Raw genomic sequence first — 19,795 nt, 5'->3', positions numbered from 1 at the left:
AATATGTTACAATTATATACGATTCTTAATATAAAGTTTGTTAGGAGATATTTTATGGCTTCACCACTTAATTCGAATATTAAAGAAAAAATTGTTAAAAATACAATTTCACTTTTACACAATACGTCCTTTGATGATATTACTCTTGCTAAAATTGCAAAGGAATCAAATATAAGCAAAGGAACTTTGTATTATTACTACAATAATAAAGAAGACATACTATTTGATATTATTGATAGATACGTTTCTAAACTTGCTGATGATTTACTAGTTTGGGTTGAAAATAAAGAAAAAGATACGAGTGCTCCAAGACTTTTTAAATATGTTTTAGAAAGAGGTGCTGAAAAAGAATATGGAAATTTAAGACTTTATTTAATTGGGGCCTGCGTTTCTGAAAATACATCTTTACGAGAAAAATATGTTGAAAGATATCTTTATTTTAAAAGAAATCTAACTAAAAAGATTAATGAAAGACTCCCTAACTTTGATGGAGAATATTTTGCTTGGCTATTACTTACTACTATGGATGGGATATTAATACAAAATCAACTTAATAATCCTGAGTTTAATAGTGAGGAGTTTATAAAAAAGACTGTTTCATTTATGCTTAAATAAAACATAAATACTTACATCTAGAAATGGTATGTAGTCTGAAGAAATCCCTTTAGCTAAAAATGAATTCTATAATGAGTTTATATCTATAAAATTAAAAACCCACGATTTAAAAATCGTGGGTTTTTTATGGTGGAGATGACGGGTGTCGAACCCGTGTCCGAAAGCAGACCAGCTTGACTTTCTACGAGCGTAGTTTGTGACTAAAATTTCGGTCCTTAGTTCGCTCACAAACAAACTCCTAATTCCCTAGCTTCATAAATACCCCTTTAGCTCAAAGCTTTGCTAAACTTCGTTTCCCACTCTATGACACCAGCGACCCGAGACGTGGGCATCCCGGACTGATGAGCGGCTATATTAAGCTGCTAATGCAAAATTGTCTTCTGCGTTTATCTTTAATGCATACTTTATTATCGAGGTGACATGCTTGCCTCGGCTCGCTTATCAAACCCATCTTACCCCCGTCGAAGCCAAAACATCCCCAGGTTAAAATTAGTTTAACGCGAATATTCAATTTTCATTCCGTGTAGTAATTATATATTATAAAAAATTTTCTGTCAACCGAGCTGGATTATGTAGTTTCTCCATTAATTAGCTATATTTTCTACAGCTTGAATTTTTAATTTTTAGATGAAATTTTTATAAAAATTTAAATGAGACTGAATCAAATTAAATATTAAATTCAATCTTGATACAGTCTCGCATCTATCTAATTATTATTTTTTGAAGGTTTCTTATCCTCTGGTTTATTGTTGTTTACTTCTGACTTATTTTCTCTATCTTGTTCTTTTTTTTCGTTATTATCATTTTTTTGACTATTACTATTAGCATTTTCATTTATCTTTTCTTTTGAATTAGAAGAATTTTCTTTTGATTTATTTTCTTCTTTCTTTTCTATAGCTTTTTCTTGTTCTTCATTATTTATATTTTCCTCTTTATTTTGAGAATTATTTTCTTCTGTCTTATTTTCTTCCTTATTTATAACTCTTTGCTCTTTTATTTTCTTCATTATATCTTTAACAGGAGCATTAGAATATTCATCTAAAGTTACATCTGGTGACACTGCTTGAAGCTTTTGAATTAAGTTTACCTTTCCTGGGGATATACCTAATCTTTCTGCTTCTTCAAATCTTTCTTTATTTATGTTTTCTTTTATTACCTCAGTGTTTACTATTTCTTCTTCTTTTAGTCCTTCTTCTACTCCAACTTCTGCATCATTTAATACTTCATCACTTGTTGATGTAATCATAACTGCATTGTCATCATTTTTAACTATATATCCATTATCTGTTGCTGATTCTACTAATAATTTTATAGCATCTTTCACACTTTTATTTTTAACTTTTAAATCCTTACTAATAGCTTCCCCATCTGAGTTTAATGATTCTACCTCTAAAACTTTGTTATATCTGTTTGTAGTAAGTTTTATACTAGGATTAATATCAAGAGTTAAATAATCTGTTGGGGTAGCGTAAGAATATCCAAATCCCCCCATACCTAATAATAAAGCTAATGATGTTGCAAATACAATTCCCTTTTTCACACTTATTCCCTCACTTTTTTCATATTCATCTCCAATTTTGAGATTCATTTTATTCTTAATTTTTTTAAATTTTCCTTTATTATCAAGAGTAACAATATAGTTATCACTTGCTTCTACTACCAAGGCTTTTTTCACTTTACACCTCCAAACTTATGTATTCTTTTATATAGTGATAATCACCTAAAAGAATTATTATCACTGATATTATATACTTTCGCGATCTTTCTATAGTTTTTCGGGGTACCCCTACATTTTCTTCAATTATTGATATTGGAAGCTTATTATTTTTTATTATTTCTTCTATAACTTCCTCACTTTTTATTATGTAATTAAGTATTTTGTTATATTTAATACGAGTAGATTTCCATTTTGGAGAAGCTTTAACTAAATCTTTAAATGTTATATTATATTTTATTAATTCTTTAGTAAGATCTTCAATTTCAAGCTTTCTTAAATAGCTTATATCCTCTAATTTATAATTTTCTATAGACCTATTATTTATAAACTTGTCCCTATTATCTCCGTCATATTCTATTACTTTTTCCATTAGCATTTTTTTATTTCTTCTATAATAATCAATTAATCTAAGCTTAATAACTCTTTGTGAATATGATAAAAAACTTCCCTTATCTATGTTATATCCTTTTATTGCTTCATAAAATGCCATCAGTGCAATACTGTACTCATCATCATTAGTTGTATCAATATATCTTTTTAGGGACTTGTTGCAATAAGCTATAATAAAAGGCTTATACTCCTCAATAAAATCATTTATTTTCTTTTCATCATTTTTTAGTTCCATTACCTTTTCATTAATATCACTTAGCATAACTCACCTCTCTACAATACTATTCGTAAGAGCGAATATAAAATTTAAGGTACTATAACAAATATTTTCTATAATTTTATCATTATAGATAAGCTTTTTATAATGGTAAGTAAAGGATAGGAAATTTTATAATGTAAAAGAAAAAAGGAGTAAATAAATTTTAAAAATTCACTTACTCCTTTATAAATATTTAGATTTTTCTTTAATAGCTATACTAGTAGATTTGTTAAAAGTCTCAAATCAATTTAATCATAATTCACTATCATACATTTTACTTTTTTATGTGAATATTATCTATCTTCGTCAGCTGGATACTCAATTCCTATTTGCTTTCTAGCTTCTTCTATAACTTCAATAACATCTTTAGAAACCTTTAACGAATTAATCTTTGACTCTTTCTCATTATTTCTAATTAAATTTGCAAACTCCTCTACCTCGTAGCACATATTAGCTTCTTTATGTTCTAATGATAAATTTTCTTCTCTACCATCTCTATAAACTATTTTTATATTTTCAAAACTGTTTATCTTATCTATTATAATGCTTCCCTCTTCCCCTTGGATTTCTGACGGAAGATATGAATTGCTTATCTTTGAATATATAACTACGCCTTCCATGTCATCATACCCGAAGACTATACTTCCTTCTCCATCTACTCCTGTTTTTAGCATTATTCCATTTGCTTTTATTGTTTTTGGCTTACCAAAAAGATTTACCATTGGTGCTATGCAATATACACCTATATCCATAAGAGCACCATTTGATAATTCTCTTTTAAAGGCATTTAAAATTTCACCTGCTTTATACTTATCATATCTTGATGAATATTGACAAAAGCTTGCAAAATATTTTCTAACCTTACCTATTTTATGTAAGTTATCTTTTATAACTCTAAAATTAGGAAGTAATGTTGTTTTCATAGCTTCCATTAAAACAACATCATTTTCTTTTGCTGCATTTATCATTTCATTTACCTCTTTAGTATTTGACGCAAATGCCTTTTCACATAATACATGCTTTTTATTATTTAAAAATAGTATTGCTTGTTTTGCATGCATTGCATTAGGTGAAGCTATATAAACTGCATCTAATAAATCACTCTTAGCCATTTCCTCTAAGTTTGTAAATACATTTTCTATATTGAATTTTTCTGCAAACTCCTTTGCTTTTTCCTCTGTTCTTGAGTAAACTGCTGATATTTTTACACCTTCGACTTCTCTACCTCCAGCTATAAGCCATTCAGTTATAAAGTTTGTTCCTATAACTCCAATATTAATCATAATTATCCCTCCAACTCATTTGCTCCATTTTAATTTTATATTTTAATTATATCCTATATATTTATCATTTTCTATTAAAGAAAATTTGTATTTATTAACTTTATTAAGACTTTTATATAAATTAATTTTCTTATTTATATAAACTAATAATATTTATATTTTTAATGCACATACTACTATTATTAAATTTTTGTTTTTATAAAAATATAAGAAGAAATATTGTATTTTGAATACCATAAATTTCTTCAGGAGGTTTTTTCATGAGAAATATCTTTAAGGATTTAGAGAGAAAAAAAATATTATTAGTAGGAAGTTATTTTTTAATTCCCATTCTTCTTATATCTAATTTTATCTTTTTTATTTCTAAAACTTCAAACTCATATTTTGTTCCTTCATGTTTATTTAGCGAAGGATATGAAACTGAGCCAATTGCAAATGTTGGTACTTTTATAACTGATACTGATAAAAATGTAGAAGCATCTATTATCTTATTTTTAAACAATTTATATAGCACTCGTAATGAAGCTTTTGTTACTGGTAATGTTGAAGAACTTTATAAATTTTATGATACTTCTCAAACCTTTAGTAGTTACTCTTTAAAGCATGAGTTTAAAAGAATTGCTTATTTAAGAGATTGGGCAAATGAAAGAAATATTAGCTTTAAAAGTATTGAGTCTGTTCCTCAAATTAAAAATTTAAAAATAAAAGATAATACATATAAGTTAACTTCAAGCGAAGAATATAAATTTGATTATGTATATAATGACACATCAGAAAAAATTAATAACTTCGGAGTTTCTTTAATTCACACATTAGAATTACAAACTTTTGGAAATTCCTATATAATAACTAAAGATTATTATCAAGATTGCTTTGAAGGTGGCTTAGAAAATTATGATTTTAATTTAACTGAAAAGATTATTCCTTTAACTAAGTTTAAATCATACAACTTGAATTTTAATATTGATAATAGTCCAAAAGGAAGTGAACTTTATAATAGAGAAGCTGCTGTAAATTATGCTAATAAGTATTCTGGCATTTCCTTTTCAACTAATTTAAATAATAAATATAACTCAAATTACTATACTTACGAAGCTGGATGTGGTAACTGTACTAATTTTGTATCTCAATGTTTAGGTGATTATGATGAAGGTGGTAAAATGCCCCAGGATAAAGACTGGTCTTATAAATATAATAACTCAAAGGGTGTACTGGCAAGCCAATCTTGGGTTAATGCTGAGAAACTTTTAAATCATCTTTTATCTACTAATAAAGCATTTGTATCCTTTTCTGGTTCCTTTGAGAATGTATTAAACACTATGGATAATTCCAATAATAGAATTAAACTTGGTGACTTAGTAATATATAAAAATGGTGATTATATTGAACATAGTGCTATAATAACAGGCTTTGATAATTCTGGTTATCCTTTAATAAATTCTAATTCAATTGACAAGTATAAAGTTCCTTTTGATTTAGGATGGAGCAATAAAAATTCTAAATTTTATATAATATCTTTAAAATAATAGATTTATATATAAGAAATTATAGGTAAAATAAAATAGGTTATATCCAAATTTTTAATTAAGATATAACCTATTTTATTTGTTTTCTAATGAATAACTTAGATTTACTTAAGTAAATCTTGTAAAGTATATCTTGAAAATTCATTAAGGAATGCTTTTAAAGATTCGTTCATTATTCCCTTTAGTTTGCATCCAGAGTCCATGAATGGGCAACAGTCTTCTTTATTAAAACAATTAGCAATATTTAGATTATCCTCAGTAATATGTACAACCTCTCCTAAATTTATATCTTCCGGATCTAACCCTAGCTTTAACCCACCAGCTCTTCCCTTAATAGATATTATTAAATCTGTTTTAGCGAGTTTATGTATTATTTTCTTTAAGTGATGTTCTGAAATCTCTAATTTTTTTGCTAACTCTTCTACAGTACAAAGTTTATCTCTATTTTCTGCTAAGTATACCAAGGCCCTGAATGAGTAATCAGTAAATTTTGATAAGTACATGGAAATCACTCTCTTTCGTTTAATAATTCTCGTTAATCTTTAAATTCATTGATAACTTTTTGACGAATTATATTAAATAATTACTAACTATATAAAAATTCATTAATTAAATTATACTATAACTTTATACTAAATTTATAAAAAAAATATTAAATATTAACGTTTTTTTTAATAAATTCGATAATTTTTTAATACTTAATCATTAAATCGCAGGGAAATATATGAAAAAGAGTTATTTCTAACGAATTAAGCTTACGCTTAATGAATTTCATGTTAGAAATAACTCCCTTAATCACTATTTTTTACTTAAGTATTCATCTATGGCTTCAGCAGCTTTTTTACCAGCTCCCATAGCTAAAATAACAGTTGCTGCTCCTGTAACAGCATCTCCTCCTGCATAAACACCTTCTTTTGTTGTAAGCCCATTTTCATCTGCTACTATACATTTCCACTTATTAGTTTCAAGTCCCTTTGTGGTTGATGAAATAAGTGGATTAGGAGAGGTTCCAAGAGACATTATAACTGTATCAACATCCATAACATATTCTGAACCTTCTTTAACTACAGGCTTTCTTCTTCCTGATTCGTCAGGTTCTCCAAGTTCCATTTCAACACATTTCATGCCTTTTACCCAGCCATTTTCATCTACTAAAATTTCTGTTGGATTGGTTAAAACATCGAAAATAACTCCTTCTTCTTTAGCATGATGTACTTCCTCGACTCTTGCTGGAAGCTCAGATTCACTTCGCCTATAAACAATATGACTTTCTGAACCTAACCTTAAAGCAGTTCTTGCCGCATCCATAGCAACATTTCCTCCACCTACTACAGCAACTCTTTTTCCTATTTTAACAGGTGTATGATATTCTTCTTTAAATGCCTTCATTAAATTTACTCTTGTTAAGAATTCATTTGCAGATAAAACTCCATTTGCATTTTCCCCTGGTATTCCCATAAACTTAGGAAGTCCTGCTCCTGATCCTATAAATACTGCATCAAACTTCTCATCTTCCATTAATTCATCTATAGTTATAGTTCTACCTATTATAACGTTAGTTTCTATCTTTACTCCTAATTTTTTTATGTTTTCAATTTCAGCTTTAACTACATCTTCCTTAGGTAATCTAAACTCTGGAATTCCATAAACTAAAACTCCACCAGGCTCATGTAAAGCTTCAAAGATAGTCACATCATAACCCCTTTTAGCTAAATCTCCTGCACAAGTTAACCCTGCAGGACCGCTTCCTATAACTGCTACTTTCTTATCTTTTAAAGGTTCCGTTACTGCTAATTCTACATTATGCTTTCTTGACCAGTCTGCAATAAATCTTTCTAATTTACCTATTGAAACTGGTTCACCTTTAATTCCTAATACGCACTTTCCTTCGCATTGACTTTCTTGTGGACATACTCTACCACAAACTGCTGGTAATGCACTATATCTTGCTACTTCTTTAGCAGCTAATTCAAATTCTCCATCCTTCATATATGCTATAAATCCTGGAATATCAATAGATACTGGACATCCATCTACACACTTTGGGTTTTTACAAGTTAAACATCTATTTGCTTCTTTTACAGCTTCTTCATCTAGATATCCTAAACAAACTTCTTCAAAGTTTTTTGCTCTTATATCTGGATCTTGTTCTGAAACAGGTACTCTTTTCATTCTATCTTGCATATTCATAACTATTCTACCTTGCATCCACAACCGCCGTGATTATGAGTGTCCCCTTCTTCTATTTTCAACTGAGATCTACCTTCTTCAGTTTTGTACATAGCCTGTCTTCTCATTGATTCATCAAAATCAACTAAATGTCCATCAAATTCAGGTCCATCTACACAAGCAAATTTTACTTTTCCACCTACTGTAACTCTACATGCCCCGCACATCCCTGTTCCATCAACCATTATTGGATTTAAGCTTACTGTAGTTGGGATATTTAGTTCTTTAGTAAGCATAGCCATAAACTTCATCATTATCATAGGTCCTATTACTATTGCATGATCATATTTATTACCTTTTTCTTCAACTAAATATTTTAAGCAATCTGTTACTCTACCATTAAAACCATATGTTCCATCGTCTGTTGCTATATATAAATTACCTGCAACACTTTTCATTTCATCTTCTAATATTAATAAATCCTTAGTTCTACTTCCAACTATTACATCACAAGCTATACCATTTTCATGCATCCATTTAACTTGTGGATATACTGGAGCTGCCCCTACGCCTCCTGCTATAAATATTATTTTCTTATTTTTAAGCTCTTCTAAATCCTCATGTATAAATTCACTAGGCTGTCCTAAAGGTCCAACAAAATCTAAAACATAATCTCCTTCTTTAAAATTAGCTAATTCCTTTGTTCCTCTTCCTACAGCTTGAAATACTATAGTAACAGTCCCCTCACTCTTATTATAGTCTGCTATAGTTAGTGGTATTCTTTCACCCTTATCATCATTTTTTATAATTATAAATTGACCTGGTTTAGCTGATTTAGCAACTCTTGGTGCTTCTATATCCATAAGGTATATATTGTCTGTAAGTTCTCTTTTTTTGACTATCTTATACATACTTGTCCCCCCAACTATTTTCTATGTAATTTAATCTTACCATTTTTTAAATATTCATACAATTCTTAACTTTAATTTTGTTTTATCTTTGCATTTTTAGGTTAATCCCAAAACAAGGTTATCTTAAAAAGAAAATGAATTCAGTTCAAGATAACCTTAAAATCAATCTATTAATTTTAAAATTTAAAGCATTTTAGAAATTAACTTTAGTTCCATAATATGTGCATTCAAATAGTTTTTCCATTGTTGCATCGTCAATTTCTCTTGGATTAGATCCTGTACATGCATCTAAAACTGCATTGTGAGAAATAAATTTAAGATTCGCTTTAAAGTCTTCTTCTGTTACTCCATATTCTTTAACTGTGTGTGGAATATTTAATTCTGTATTTAAATCATTTATCATTTCTATTAATGAATCTGTTAATTCTGTATTAGTTTCACCCTTTAATTTTAATGCTCTAGCTATATCTGCATATCTATCTTCACAGTTAACTCTATTGTATTGAATTACATATGGTAAGAATATAGCATTTGCACATCCATGAGGAATATGGAATACAGCTCCTGTTTTATGGGCCATAGAGTGAACTATTCCAAGTAAAGCATTTGAGAATGCCATTCCTGCTAAACATTGTGCCTCATGCATTAAGTTTCTAGCTTCTTTATCTCCATTATATGATTTAAATAAATTTTCTTTAACCATTTCAATAGCTTTCATAGCTAATGGGTCTGAGAAGTTCGATCTTAATGATGCAGTGTATGCTTCTATAGCATGAGTTAATGCATCCATTCCAGTATGTGCTACAAGCTTAGGTGGCATAGTTTGTGCAAGTTCTGGATCTACTATAGCAATATCTGGAGTTATATTAAAATCTGCTAGAGGATATTTAATTTTTGCTTTATAGTCTGTTATTACTGAAAATGCTGTCACTTCTGTAGCTGTACCACTTGTTGATGGAATTGCTACAAATTTAGCTTTTTGTCTAAGTTCTGGTAATCCAAATGGAACAACTGCTTGTTCAAATGTAAAGTCTGGATATTCGTAGAAAATCCACATTGCTTTTGCTGCATCTATTGGTGATCCACCACCCATTGCAACTATCCAATCAGGCTCAAATTTTCTCATAGCCTCTGCACCACTCATAACAGTTTCAACAGATGGATCTGGTTCTACTCCTTCAAAAAGTTCAACTTCCATTCCTGCTTCTTTTAAATAGCTTTCTACCTTATCTAAGAATCCAAAACGTTTCATTGACCCTCCGCCAACTACAACCATTGCTTTCTTACCTTTTAATGTTTTTAATACTTCTAATGATCCTTCTCCATGATATAAGTCTCTTGGTAATGTGAAACGAGCCATAATAAAACCTCCTAAAGTTTATATATAATTTATTTCTTACTAAGTTACATTAATTTAAATAGCAAGACTCATGCCAATTAGTTATTTCTTTAACAACATTGTTAAATTATTGACTTTGCCACATTTTATATAATTCCAAAAATAAATATGTCCTAAAATAAAACAGTTTAATGAAAATTACTGTTCTATTTTAGGACATTGTCTTATTATGTTACAATTAAGTTAATCTACATCTAGATTGTATTTTTTTATCTTAAGGTACAAAGTATTTCTGCTTATTCCTAAAGCCTTTGCTGTCTTTGTCATATTATATTTATTATGCTCTATAGCATTTCTTATTGCTATCTTTTCAATTTCTTCTAAGTTAAAGCATTCTTCTTTAGCTTCTTCTATAATTATGTCTTTGTTTTTTATATTCAAAATTTCATTTCTCTTTTCTTCACATTCATCTATTATATCTGCAGATAATTCTCCATTTAAGTTGACTATATTTTCTATACAATTTTCTAATTGTCTTATATTCCCTGGCCAATTATATGCTAATAGCCTATTAAATAAATCCTTGCTTATATCTGGTATATCTTTTTCTAATTTTATTGATTTCATACTTAAAAAATATTCTATAAGCTTTCTTATATCACCTTTTCGTTCTCTAAGTGGAGGTAATTTTATAGGAATAACACATAATCTATAATATAAATCTTCTCTAAATGTTCCTTTTATAACTTCCCTTTTTAAGTCCTTATTTGTTGCAGCTATTACTCTCATATCTACTGGAATTTCTCTGCTTCCTCCAAGCCTAGTTACTCTCCCCTCTTGAAGGACTCTTAATAATTTAACTTGCATATCAAGTGGCATTTCTCCTATTTCATCTAAAAACAGTGTTCCACCATTAGCAATTTCAAACTTTCCTATTCGGCCTCCCTTTTTACCTCCAGTAAAGGTCCCATCCTCATATCCAAAAAGCTCACTCTCAATAATATTAGCTGGTATAGCACCGCAGTTTATTGCTATAAACTTATTATTTTTTCTTAAGCTATAATTATGAATTGATTGTGCTAGGACTTCCTTACCTGTTCCACTTTCTCCCTGTATCAATACTGTAGAAGGGCTATTCGCTATGATCTTACAGTTAGTTATAACATTTTTAATAGCATCACTTTCTCCTATAATATCGTTAAATGTAAAAAAAGCTCCTGTAAAATTATTTTCTTTATTTTTTTCTTTAACTTTTGTTAAAGTAACTACAATCCCTATTATCTTTTCATTATGTTTAATGCCTTTAAGTATAACTTCTGTTTTATATCTACTTGCATGACTTAATTTTATTTCTTTAGTTATTATTTCATTATTATTTGATATTCTGTCTACTATGTTTTGAAAGTTTGGTATAATGTAATTTATATCTTCATTTATTAAATTATGATTTTTTTTATCTAAAATACTAAGGCCTAATTCATTTATATTTATAATTTTCCCATATATATCAACAATCATTATTCCTTTATCAACATTTTCTATAACAGTTTTCATATAATTGTAGGTTTGGTTTAATATATAGTTAGTTTTTATTCTGTATAATTCATTTTCTATAGCTTTAACTCCAAAAATAACTAACCCTAAAGTATGAGGATGCTTCATGTTGCTTTTTCCTGTTAAATTTAAAGTTCCTATTATTTCTCCTTTACTATTATGAATAGGTGCTGCAGAACAAGTTAAGCTTTGAAATATTGTTATATAATGCTCTTTTGCAGTTATTTGAAGACATGTATTTTCCTTTATAGCTGTTCCCATTGCATTTGTTCCTATATTTTTTTCATCCATATAGGCACCAACTTTTAAATTTAACTTTTCTAATTCCCCTTTTATTTCATTAGCTCCTCTTATATAAAGAATACATCCATTATTATCTGTTAATATTATTATAAAATCCTTATCCTCTACAGATTCAACCACCATATCTATATACGGCTTAGATATTTCTATTAGTTCTTTATTTAAATCTAATACCTTTGTAAGTTCTTCTCCATATAATATAGTTTTAGAGTGATTGCTACTTTTTTCAACTCCATAGATTTCACTTCTTTTATGAGATTTCTTAATTAATAAATTTTTATTATACATGACCACTTACCTCTTAATACTTTTTCATACTAATATTTTTCTGTATAATATAAGTTTACTATTAGATTGATAATTTTTCTACAAAATACTAAGACTATAATCTTAAATTATTAAAAAATTAAGATTATAGTCCCTTTTAAACTTTATTTCTTTATTAATATCTTGTAGAGTTTTTTAACTGTCTTTCTATATCTCTCTTATGAGCCTTTTCAAGCATTGAATCTCTCTTATCATAATTCTTTTTACCTCTGCATAAACCAAGGGCAACCTTTACCTTACCCTCTTTCAAATATAATGATAAAGGTATTAAAGTGAATCCTTGCTGTGATACAAGACCTGCAAATCTTGATATTTGTTCTTTATGAAGTAAGAGCTTTCTTTCTCTTAAAGGATCAACATTAAATATATTTCCTTGCTCATAAGGACTTATATGCATACCTTTTATAGTAATTTCACCATTTTCTACATCTGCATAAGACTCTTTTAAATTACATTTTCCCGCTCTTATTGATTTAACTTCTGTACCAACTAAAGCTATTCCAGCTTCTATAGCTTCTTCTACAAAATAATCGTGTCTAGCTTTTCTATTTTCAGCTAATGTATTACTATTTTTCTTCCTTACCATTTCTAACTCACCACACGTTTCTATCCTTCTATTACTATCTATAGTATAACATAGTAATTACACTATATACCACAATTAATAATATCTTTTATTATTGTTATTTGATTTTTATTACGGAACTTAAATTTGTATTTTCAAAATAACCTTTAAGTTATAACTTTTTTATAGGTACACATATTTCACAATATCCTTTGTTAACCATATCATTAGAATATCTCTCAATAGTTGGCTTGTTATCAATTTTATATCCTGCATTTTCTAAATTAATGAATATTTCTTTCCATGCTTTTTTAATATCTTCTTCTGTATGTTTAATTTTATAAACTGCATATTCTCCAGCATTAAGTTCAGCTTCATTAATTGAATCATCTATTTGATAATCATTTGAAATAACTATACATGCATCATAGCGACAATCTTTTGGAGCTGTTATTTGGGGATTATCTTGAGGAATACCATATATTATTGCTTCTTCATCAAATAAATTTTTTTCTTCTGCCCATTTTTTTAAATTCGCCATTACTTGAATGTTAGAAGCTCCATAGGGACCAACTCCCCTTACATATGCAACCCTACATTTTTTTATTTTTTCAATTCTAATATCCATATATTTTTCTCCTTTTACATTGATATCTATAACAACTCAAAAATATCATATTATAAAAAAATAATCACTATCTTTTTTAAAATATTATAAATCAATTAATTATATGTTAATTTATAAATTATTTTTAAAATTTCGATCAATTTATTAAATACAATTTAGTATTTTAAAGCCTAAAAAAATGCTATTTGAGTTTACTCAAATAGCATTTTATCATTATAAGTCATATAAGTTATTTTCTTCATTTTCTATACTATCATCATTTTCTTGAGATAATTCATTTCTTATTTCATCTTTAGCTTCTTGAATTTTTTCACTAAGTTTTTCGCTTGGAACAATTTCTTCTTTAGTTTGTTCTTCTTCAATTAAGTCAAAATAAACTTCTCTGTTATCTATATCAACTCTAGTACATTTAACTTTAACTTCATCACCTAATCTATATACCTTTTTAGTTCTTTCACCAATTAAGCATAAATGTGCTTCATCATAAATGTAGTAATCATCATCTAAAGCTGTTATATGAATTAATCCTTCTATTGTATTTGGTAGTTCTGCAAATAATCCAAAGGATGTAACTGAAGATATTATAGCTGTAAACTCTTCTCCAATTCTTTCTTGCATATACTCTGCTTTCTTTAAATCATCAACTTCTCTTTCTGCTTCCTGTGCTAATCTTTCCATTTCTGATGATTGCTTTGATGCTACTTCTACTATATTTGTAAGTCTTCCTGTTCTCTTTTCATCTATTTTTCCATTTAATTGCTCTTTTATAATTCTATGAATTTGAAGGTCTGGGTATCTTCTTATTGGTGATGTAAAGTGACAATAGTATTTTGCTGCAAGTCCAAAGTGTCCTACACATTCTGGAGAATATTTAGCTTGCATCATTGAACGTAACAATAAAGTACTTACTACTGTTTCTTCTTTTTTTCCTTCTACCTTTTCTAGTATATCTTGAAGAGCTCTTGGATGAGCTTCTTGTCCCCATCTTACAACATACCCCAAATTATGAACAAATTCCTTAAACTTCTCTAGCTTTTCTTCATCTGGCTCTTCATGTATTCTATATACAAATGGTAAATTAGTCCAGAACATATGCTCAGCTATTGTTTCATTACATACAAGCATAAACTCTTCTATTATTCTATTTGCAATAGCTCTTTCATAAGGTTTAATATCAATTGGTTTTCCTAAATCATTTAATATTATTTTTGATTCTTCAAAATTAAAGTCTATTGCTCCTCTTTTCATTCTCTTTTCACGAAGAATACTGCATAGTTCTTCCATAGCCTTAAAATCATCTACTAAATAATCATATCTTTTTATAAGCTCTTCATCATTATTTTCCAATATTTTAGTTACATCTGTATATGTCATTCTTTCACTAGTTTTTATAACTGTTTCTTCTATTTCATGTTGAATTACTTTTCCGCTTTTATCTATAACCATAAAGCAGCTTAAAGCTAATCTATCTACTTTGGGATTTAAAGAACAAATACCATTAGATAACTTTTTAGGTAACATTGGTATAACTCTATCTATTAAATATACTGATGTAGCTCTTTTTAAAGCTTCTTTATCTAGAGGATTCTTCTCTCTTACATAATGCGATACATCTGCAATATGAACTCCCAATCTAAATTTACCATTGTCTAATCTTTCTATTGAAACTGCATCATCTAAATCTTTAGCATCTTCACCATCTATTGTTACCATTCTTAAATTTCTAAGATCTTTTCTTCTTGCATATTCTTTTTCTTCTATTTCTTCTTCTATATTTTCAGCATAATTTAGAACCTTCTCTGGAAACTCCTCTGGTAATCCATATTTTTTGATTATTGTAAGTATGTCTAATCCTTTATCTCCTTTTCTACCTAATACCTCTTTGACTACACCCTCTGGACTTCTTCTTTTGTCTGCCCATTTAACTATTTCACAAATTACTACATTTCCATCGTTAGCTCCATTTCTATCTTTCTTAGATATAAATATATCTTGATTTAATCTAGTATCCTCTGGAACTACAAAGCCGAAGTTTCTGCTATCTTCATATACTCCTATAACCTTGGTATTAGATCTTTCTAAAACTTCTCTAACTTCCCCTTCTCTTTTTTTACCATTTAAATCTTCTCTTGTTATTTGAACTAAAACCTTATCTCCGTTCATTGCTCCATTCATAGATGAGCTAGGAATAAATACATCCTTTTCTCCTTCTGTTTCAGGAAGTAAAAATCCAAATCCTTTTTGGTGAACTTGCAACTTACCAGTAATTAACCCAAGTCTTTCAGGTACACCAAACTTATCCTTTTTAGTTCTAACAATCAAGCCTTCTCTTTCCATTGATTTTAAAACCTTTTTAAAAGACTTATATTCGTCAGGATTTATATCAAATACAGATACTAGCTCTTGTATATCCATTGGTCTATATGCTTCTTCTCTCATAAAGCTTAATAATGTTTGTTTAATTCCCATATATAAATTTTCCTCCATATATTCTGTATTTCATTCTATTTTATTTTATCCAATTTACCTTTATATTACACCAATAACAATATAAAATTAATAATCAAACTTATAAGTTTAAATCAGTAATGGACAATTAACAATGGACAACTTAGGATAGAAACTATTCTTTCCTTAATTGTACCTTTTCATTGTCAATTGCCCATTATTATCAATTTCTTATTTAAAAATTTCATTACAATTTTCAATTTCTTATTATAAATTATTATTATTTAAGGCAGTAATCTGCAAGTAAAGCTTGTAATTCGTAAATATTTAAACTACTATTAAATTGTTTTTCTATTGGAAGAGCTGTTCCTGAGATCCATATTTTAAGTTCAGCATCCAAATCAAAATGTCCAGCTGTTTCTATACTAAAATGTGTTATTGATTTATAAGGAATAGAATGATATTCTGTTTTCTTTCCTGTCATTCCTTGTTTGTCAACTAAAATTAATCTCTTGTTAGTAAAAATAAACAGGTCTCTTACTAATTTGTAAGCCCTTTCTATTTTTTCTGATGGAGATAATATTTTTCCATATTCTTTAGCCAATTCATCTACGTTTACTTCTGAAGCGTTGCCCATTAAAGCGTTAAAAATACCCATAAATTCACTCTCCTATTTATAATATAAAAGAGCTACCGTAATAAAAGCAGCTCTCTTTATAACATTATATTAAATTTAATGCTATTGTATTCACAACAAATAAAGTCATAGCTATAATTGTTACCTTCAACAACATAGCTTCTTTAGTTCTTGCTTTGTTCTTTGAAAAGAAAGTTTCTGTCTTGCTACCTTGGATTAATCCACTTAATGCATCTGTTTTACTTGGTTGTAATAATACTGATATTATAATTACTAGTCCTAATATTACTTCTAACACTAATAAAAAATTGTTCATTGTTATACCTCCCATGATATCTGAAACCGGTCGTATTTACATAAATTTATATTAACATATTGAATACTATATTACAAGTATGTAGTTACAAAATAATACCATCACATAAAAATAAGGATAAGATTCATCACCTTATCCTTATATAAATATAATTCAAACTATTTTTTAACGTTAAAGAATGCTTTTCTTCCTCTGTATTCAGCTACATCATCTAATTCTTCTTCAATTCTTATTAATTGATTGTACTTAGCAACTCTTTCTGATCTTGCTGGAGCACCAGTCTTGATTTGACCAGCATTTACAGCAACAACTAAATCAGCAATTGTAGTGTCTTCTGTTTCTCCTGATCTATGTGAAATAACTGCTGTATAACCAGCTCTATTAGCCATTTCTATAGCATTTAAAGTTTCAGTTAAAGTACCAATTTGGTTTAACTTGATTAGGATTGAGTTACCAACTCCCATGTCAATTCCTCTTTCTAATCTTTCAGTGTTAGTAACAAATAAGTCATCACCAACTAATTGAACTTTCTTTCCTAATCTTTCAGTTATTAGCTTCCAACCTTCCCAGTCTTCTTCAGCCATACCATCTTCAATTGATATAATTGGATATTTATTTACCCAGTTTTCTAAGAAGTCAACCATTTCAGCTGCAGTTAATGTCTTTCCTTCATGTTCTAATACATACTTTCCATCTTTGTAGTACTCTGATGAAGCAGCATCTATTGCTATGAACATATCTTCTCCAGCTTTGTATCCAGCGTTAGTTATAGCTTCTATAATAACTTCGATAGCTTCTTCATTTGACTTAAGGTTTGGAGCAAATCCGCCTTCATCACCGATTGCAGTTGAATACCCTTTATCATGTAATGTTTTCTTTAATGTATGATAAACTTCAGCACACATTTGTAATGCATCACTAAATGTCTTTGCTCCAACTGGCATAACCATAAATTCTTGTAAATCAACTGAATTATCAGCATGTGATCCACCATTAATTATATTCATCATAGGAACTGGTAAAACTTTCGCATTTACTCCACCTACATATTGATATAATGGTAACTCTAATGATTTAGCAGCTGCATTAGCAACAGCAAGTGAAACACCTAATATAGCGTTAGCACCTAATTTTGCTTTGTTTGGAGTTCCATCTAATTCAATAAGTAATTTATCTATATATGGTTGATCATATACGTTGCATCCAATTAATTCTTCTGCAATTGTATCATTTACATTTTGAACTGCTTTTAAAACACCTTTTCCTAAATACTTGCTCTTATCTCCATCTCTTAATTCAACTGCTTCATACATACCAGTTGATGCTCCTGATGGAACAGCTGCTCTACCTACAGTACCATCTTCTAAATATACTTCAACTTCTACTGTTGGGAAACATCTTGAATCAAGGATTTGTCTAGCTACAACGTCTACTATTTCACAATAATTTTTCATTATTTTTCCTCCTTTATTTGAATGTAATTTGCTCTCTTTTCTATATCTGTACCTTTATTATTATTTCATCCAGAAATAATATTATTCATTAAAGTACTGTATTATAGAGTTTAACGAAACAAATAACATTTTTTACTAAATAATAATTATTATTATATTTATATTATCATTATACCACTTTCACCATATTTTTCAATATATTTTTCCTTATATGTATTCATAATTAATTTTTTTCAAGTCAAACATATCAAGAAAAATATAATGTATCAATTTTTTATATTCATGTATTGATATAACAAATCAATTCTTGACACTCTATTTAATATAATGTAATATGAAGTTAACTTCACATGAAGTTAACTTCATATCATACTGTTAGGAGTGATTTGTTTGAAAAATAAATTTACAGAACTTTACTTATTCTCATTACTTATTCTTACGATGGGTTTTTTTGAGATAATTTTTAATTATTCTAAAACTAATAATATGAAAGAATTTTATTTTGGTATTATAAAATTATTAATAGGAGTAGGTTTTTTAGTTTTTGCTATAACTTCTCACATTAAATTTAATACTAATAAAAAACAGTTGGAAAGAGAGATGTCAAAAGAGTACGATGAGAGAGATGATTTAATAGACGGAAAGGCTTCACACTTTACTATGAAAATTTTAATGATTGTGATTATCCTTATGATGTTTCTTTCAAAGTGGATTATACTTTCAATGAATACTGCTTTATTTATAATTGTAATATTTTGCATGATTACTAACATATTAGCTAAAAAATATTATAATTACTTCCTTTAATTAGGAGAAGGTTATGAAAAATAGAATAAAAGAATTACGTTTAGAACATGGAATAACACAACAAGAATTAGCTAATAAAGTATGTGTATCTTCAAGAACAATTATCTCTTTAGAAAAGCAACAATATAATCCATCTGTTTTACTAGCATATAAAATAGCTTCAGTGTTTAACCTAACAATTGAAGAAACTTTTATATTTGAAGAAGATGACTAATTATAAAATAGTAAAATGTAAATAATAAAATAATATAACAATAAATGGAGGAAAATATTATGGAAATTGAGAAAATACTATTTATACTTTTTGGAGTAGTCTTGACATTATGGGGTATATATAGAATGAAAAATGATGATGCATTTATAGGAAAAACTCAGACAAGAAAAAACATTTTTAATTTTTTCTTATTAGGACAAGCTTCTGGAATAGGACAATTATTAAGTGGTGTTATATGTATAATCTTAGGTGTTTTATCATTTATAATTAAATAGTTCTTAAACAAAAGGAGTTAACTTAATCTCAAAGTTTAACTCCTTTATTTATAAATTT

The 19,795-nt window shown here is 28.2% G+C and carries 19 protein-coding genes and 1 other RNA gene; 5 read left to right on the top strand and 15 right to left on the bottom strand.

What is annotated here, in order from left to right:
* Window positions 1–54: 54 nt before the first annotated feature.
* Window positions 55–615: a TetR/AcrR family transcriptional regulator gene (locus ACH36K_RS06075; RefSeq protein ID WP_411170057.1), complete on the top strand. Its 561-nt coding sequence runs from the start codon at window positions 55–57 to the stop codon at window positions 613–615.
* Window positions 616–742: 127 nt separating this feature from the next.
* Here the strand turns inward: ACH36K_RS06075 and ssrA are convergent.
* From ssrA to ACH36K_RS06055, 4 genes are all read right to left on the bottom strand, one after another.
* Window positions 743–1,095, bottom strand: a transfer-messenger RNA (tmRNA) gene (ssrA, locus tag ACH36K_RS06070).
* Between the two features lie 226 nt (window positions 1,096–1,321).
* Entirely contained in the window at window positions 1,322–2,290 is a 969-nt protein-coding gene (locus tag ACH36K_RS06065) for a hypothetical protein (protein ID WP_411170056.1), read from the bottom strand.
* A 1-nt stretch (window position 2,291) separates the two neighbouring features.
* Entirely contained in the window at window positions 2,292–2,984 is a 693-nt protein-coding gene (sigI, locus tag ACH36K_RS06060; RefSeq protein WP_411170055.1) for an RNA polymerase sigma-I factor, read from the bottom strand.
* Between the two features lie 290 nt (window positions 2,985–3,274).
* Window positions 3,275–4,264: a Gfo/Idh/MocA family protein gene (locus ACH36K_RS06055; protein WP_411170054.1), complete on the bottom strand. Its 990-nt coding sequence runs from the start codon at window positions 4,262–4,264 to the stop codon at window positions 3,275–3,277.
* 260 nt (window positions 4,265–4,524) lie between these two features.
* Here ACH36K_RS06055 and ACH36K_RS06050 point away from each other — a divergent pair, with 260 nt between their 5' ends.
* Window positions 4,525–5,790 (top strand): amidase domain-containing protein, encoded by a 1,266-nt coding sequence (locus ACH36K_RS06050; protein ID WP_411170053.1) that lies wholly within the window; start codon window positions 4,525–4,527, stop codon window positions 5,788–5,790.
* A gap of 104 nt (window positions 5,791–5,894) precedes the next feature.
* Here the strand turns inward: ACH36K_RS06050 and ACH36K_RS06045 are convergent, their stop codons facing one another.
* The 11 genes from ACH36K_RS06045 to eno all read right to left on the bottom strand — a co-directional run bounded on the left by ACH36K_RS06045 (window position 5,895) and on the right by eno (window position 18,441).
* Window positions 5,895–6,293: an RrF2 family transcriptional regulator gene (locus tag ACH36K_RS06045; RefSeq protein WP_411170052.1), complete on the bottom strand. Its 399-nt coding sequence runs from the start codon at window positions 6,291–6,293 to the stop codon at window positions 5,895–5,897.
* A gap of 295 nt (window positions 6,294–6,588) precedes the next feature.
* Window positions 6,589–7,980 (bottom strand): NADPH-dependent glutamate synthase, encoded by a 1,392-nt coding sequence (gltA, locus tag ACH36K_RS06040; protein ID WP_411170659.1) that lies wholly within the window; start codon window positions 7,978–7,980, stop codon window positions 6,589–6,591.
* A 2-nt stretch (window positions 7,981–7,982) separates the two neighbouring features.
* Window positions 7,983–8,870 (bottom strand): sulfide/dihydroorotate dehydrogenase-like FAD/NAD-binding protein, encoded by an 888-nt coding sequence (locus ACH36K_RS06035; protein ID WP_411170051.1) that lies wholly within the window; start codon window positions 8,868–8,870, stop codon window positions 7,983–7,985.
* A gap of 193 nt (window positions 8,871–9,063) precedes the next feature.
* The gene (locus ACH36K_RS06030) at window positions 9,064–10,230 is read right to left on the bottom strand and encodes an iron-containing alcohol dehydrogenase (RefSeq protein ID WP_411170050.1); all 1,167 of its coding nucleotides are present in this window, start codon (window positions 10,228–10,230) and stop codon (window positions 9,064–9,066) included.
* A gap of 222 nt (window positions 10,231–10,452) precedes the next feature.
* Complete coding sequence (locus tag ACH36K_RS06025) at window positions 10,453–12,354, bottom strand: sigma-54-dependent Fis family transcriptional regulator (RefSeq protein ID WP_411170049.1); 1,902 nt, start codon at window positions 12,352–12,354, stop codon at window positions 10,453–10,455.
* A gap of 154 nt (window positions 12,355–12,508) precedes the next feature.
* On the bottom strand, window positions 12,509–12,979 hold the full coding sequence (gene smpB, locus ACH36K_RS06020; protein WP_411170048.1) for an SsrA-binding protein SmpB: 471 nt from the start codon (window positions 12,977–12,979) through the stop codon (window positions 12,509–12,511).
* A 151-nt stretch (window positions 12,980–13,130) separates the two neighbouring features.
* Entirely contained in the window at window positions 13,131–13,586 is a 456-nt protein-coding gene (locus tag ACH36K_RS06015; protein WP_411170047.1) for a GyrI-like domain-containing protein, read from the bottom strand.
* A gap of 213 nt (window positions 13,587–13,799) precedes the next feature.
* On the bottom strand, window positions 13,800–16,055 hold the full coding sequence (gene rnr / locus ACH36K_RS06010) for a ribonuclease R (RefSeq protein ID WP_411170046.1): 2,256 nt from the start codon (window positions 16,053–16,055) through the stop codon (window positions 13,800–13,802).
* Between the two features lie 259 nt (window positions 16,056–16,314).
* Complete coding sequence (locus ACH36K_RS06005; protein WP_411170045.1) at window positions 16,315–16,692, bottom strand: PH domain-containing protein; 378 nt, start codon at window positions 16,690–16,692, stop codon at window positions 16,315–16,317.
* Window positions 16,693–16,756: 64 nt separating this feature from the next.
* Entirely contained in the window at window positions 16,757–16,987 is a 231-nt protein-coding gene (gene secG, locus ACH36K_RS06000) for a preprotein translocase subunit SecG (protein ID WP_411170044.1), read from the bottom strand.
* A 158-nt stretch (window positions 16,988–17,145) separates the two neighbouring features.
* On the bottom strand, window positions 17,146–18,441 hold the full coding sequence (eno, locus tag ACH36K_RS05995; protein ID WP_411170043.1) for a phosphopyruvate hydratase: 1,296 nt from the start codon (window positions 18,439–18,441) through the stop codon (window positions 17,146–17,148).
* 390 nt (window positions 18,442–18,831) lie between these two features.
* Between eno and ACH36K_RS05990 the strand changes: the two genes are divergently transcribed.
* From ACH36K_RS05990 to ACH36K_RS05980, 3 genes are read left to right on the top strand one after another with little or no spacing between them, the layout of a single operon-like run.
* Entirely contained in the window at window positions 18,832–19,248 is a 417-nt protein-coding gene (locus tag ACH36K_RS05990) for a hypothetical protein (protein ID WP_411170042.1), read from the top strand.
* A gap of 13 nt (window positions 19,249–19,261) precedes the next feature.
* Window positions 19,262–19,462, top strand: a complete 201-nt coding sequence (locus tag ACH36K_RS05985) for a helix-turn-helix transcriptional regulator (protein WP_322379513.1) — start codon at window positions 19,262–19,264, stop codon at window positions 19,460–19,462.
* Window positions 19,463–19,521: 59 nt separating this feature from the next.
* Entirely contained in the window at window positions 19,522–19,737 is a 216-nt protein-coding gene (locus ACH36K_RS05980) for a hypothetical protein (RefSeq protein WP_322545629.1), read from the top strand.
* Window positions 19,738–19,795: the final 58 nt, after the last annotated feature.

The organism is Clostridium sp. MB05 (assembly GCF_046581255.1).
Classification (GTDB): domain Bacteria; phylum Bacillota; class Clostridia; order Clostridiales; family Clostridiaceae; genus Clostridium.
Note: the sequence above shows the minus strand (reverse complement) of the source record. Positions and strands in the feature narration are given on the sequence as shown.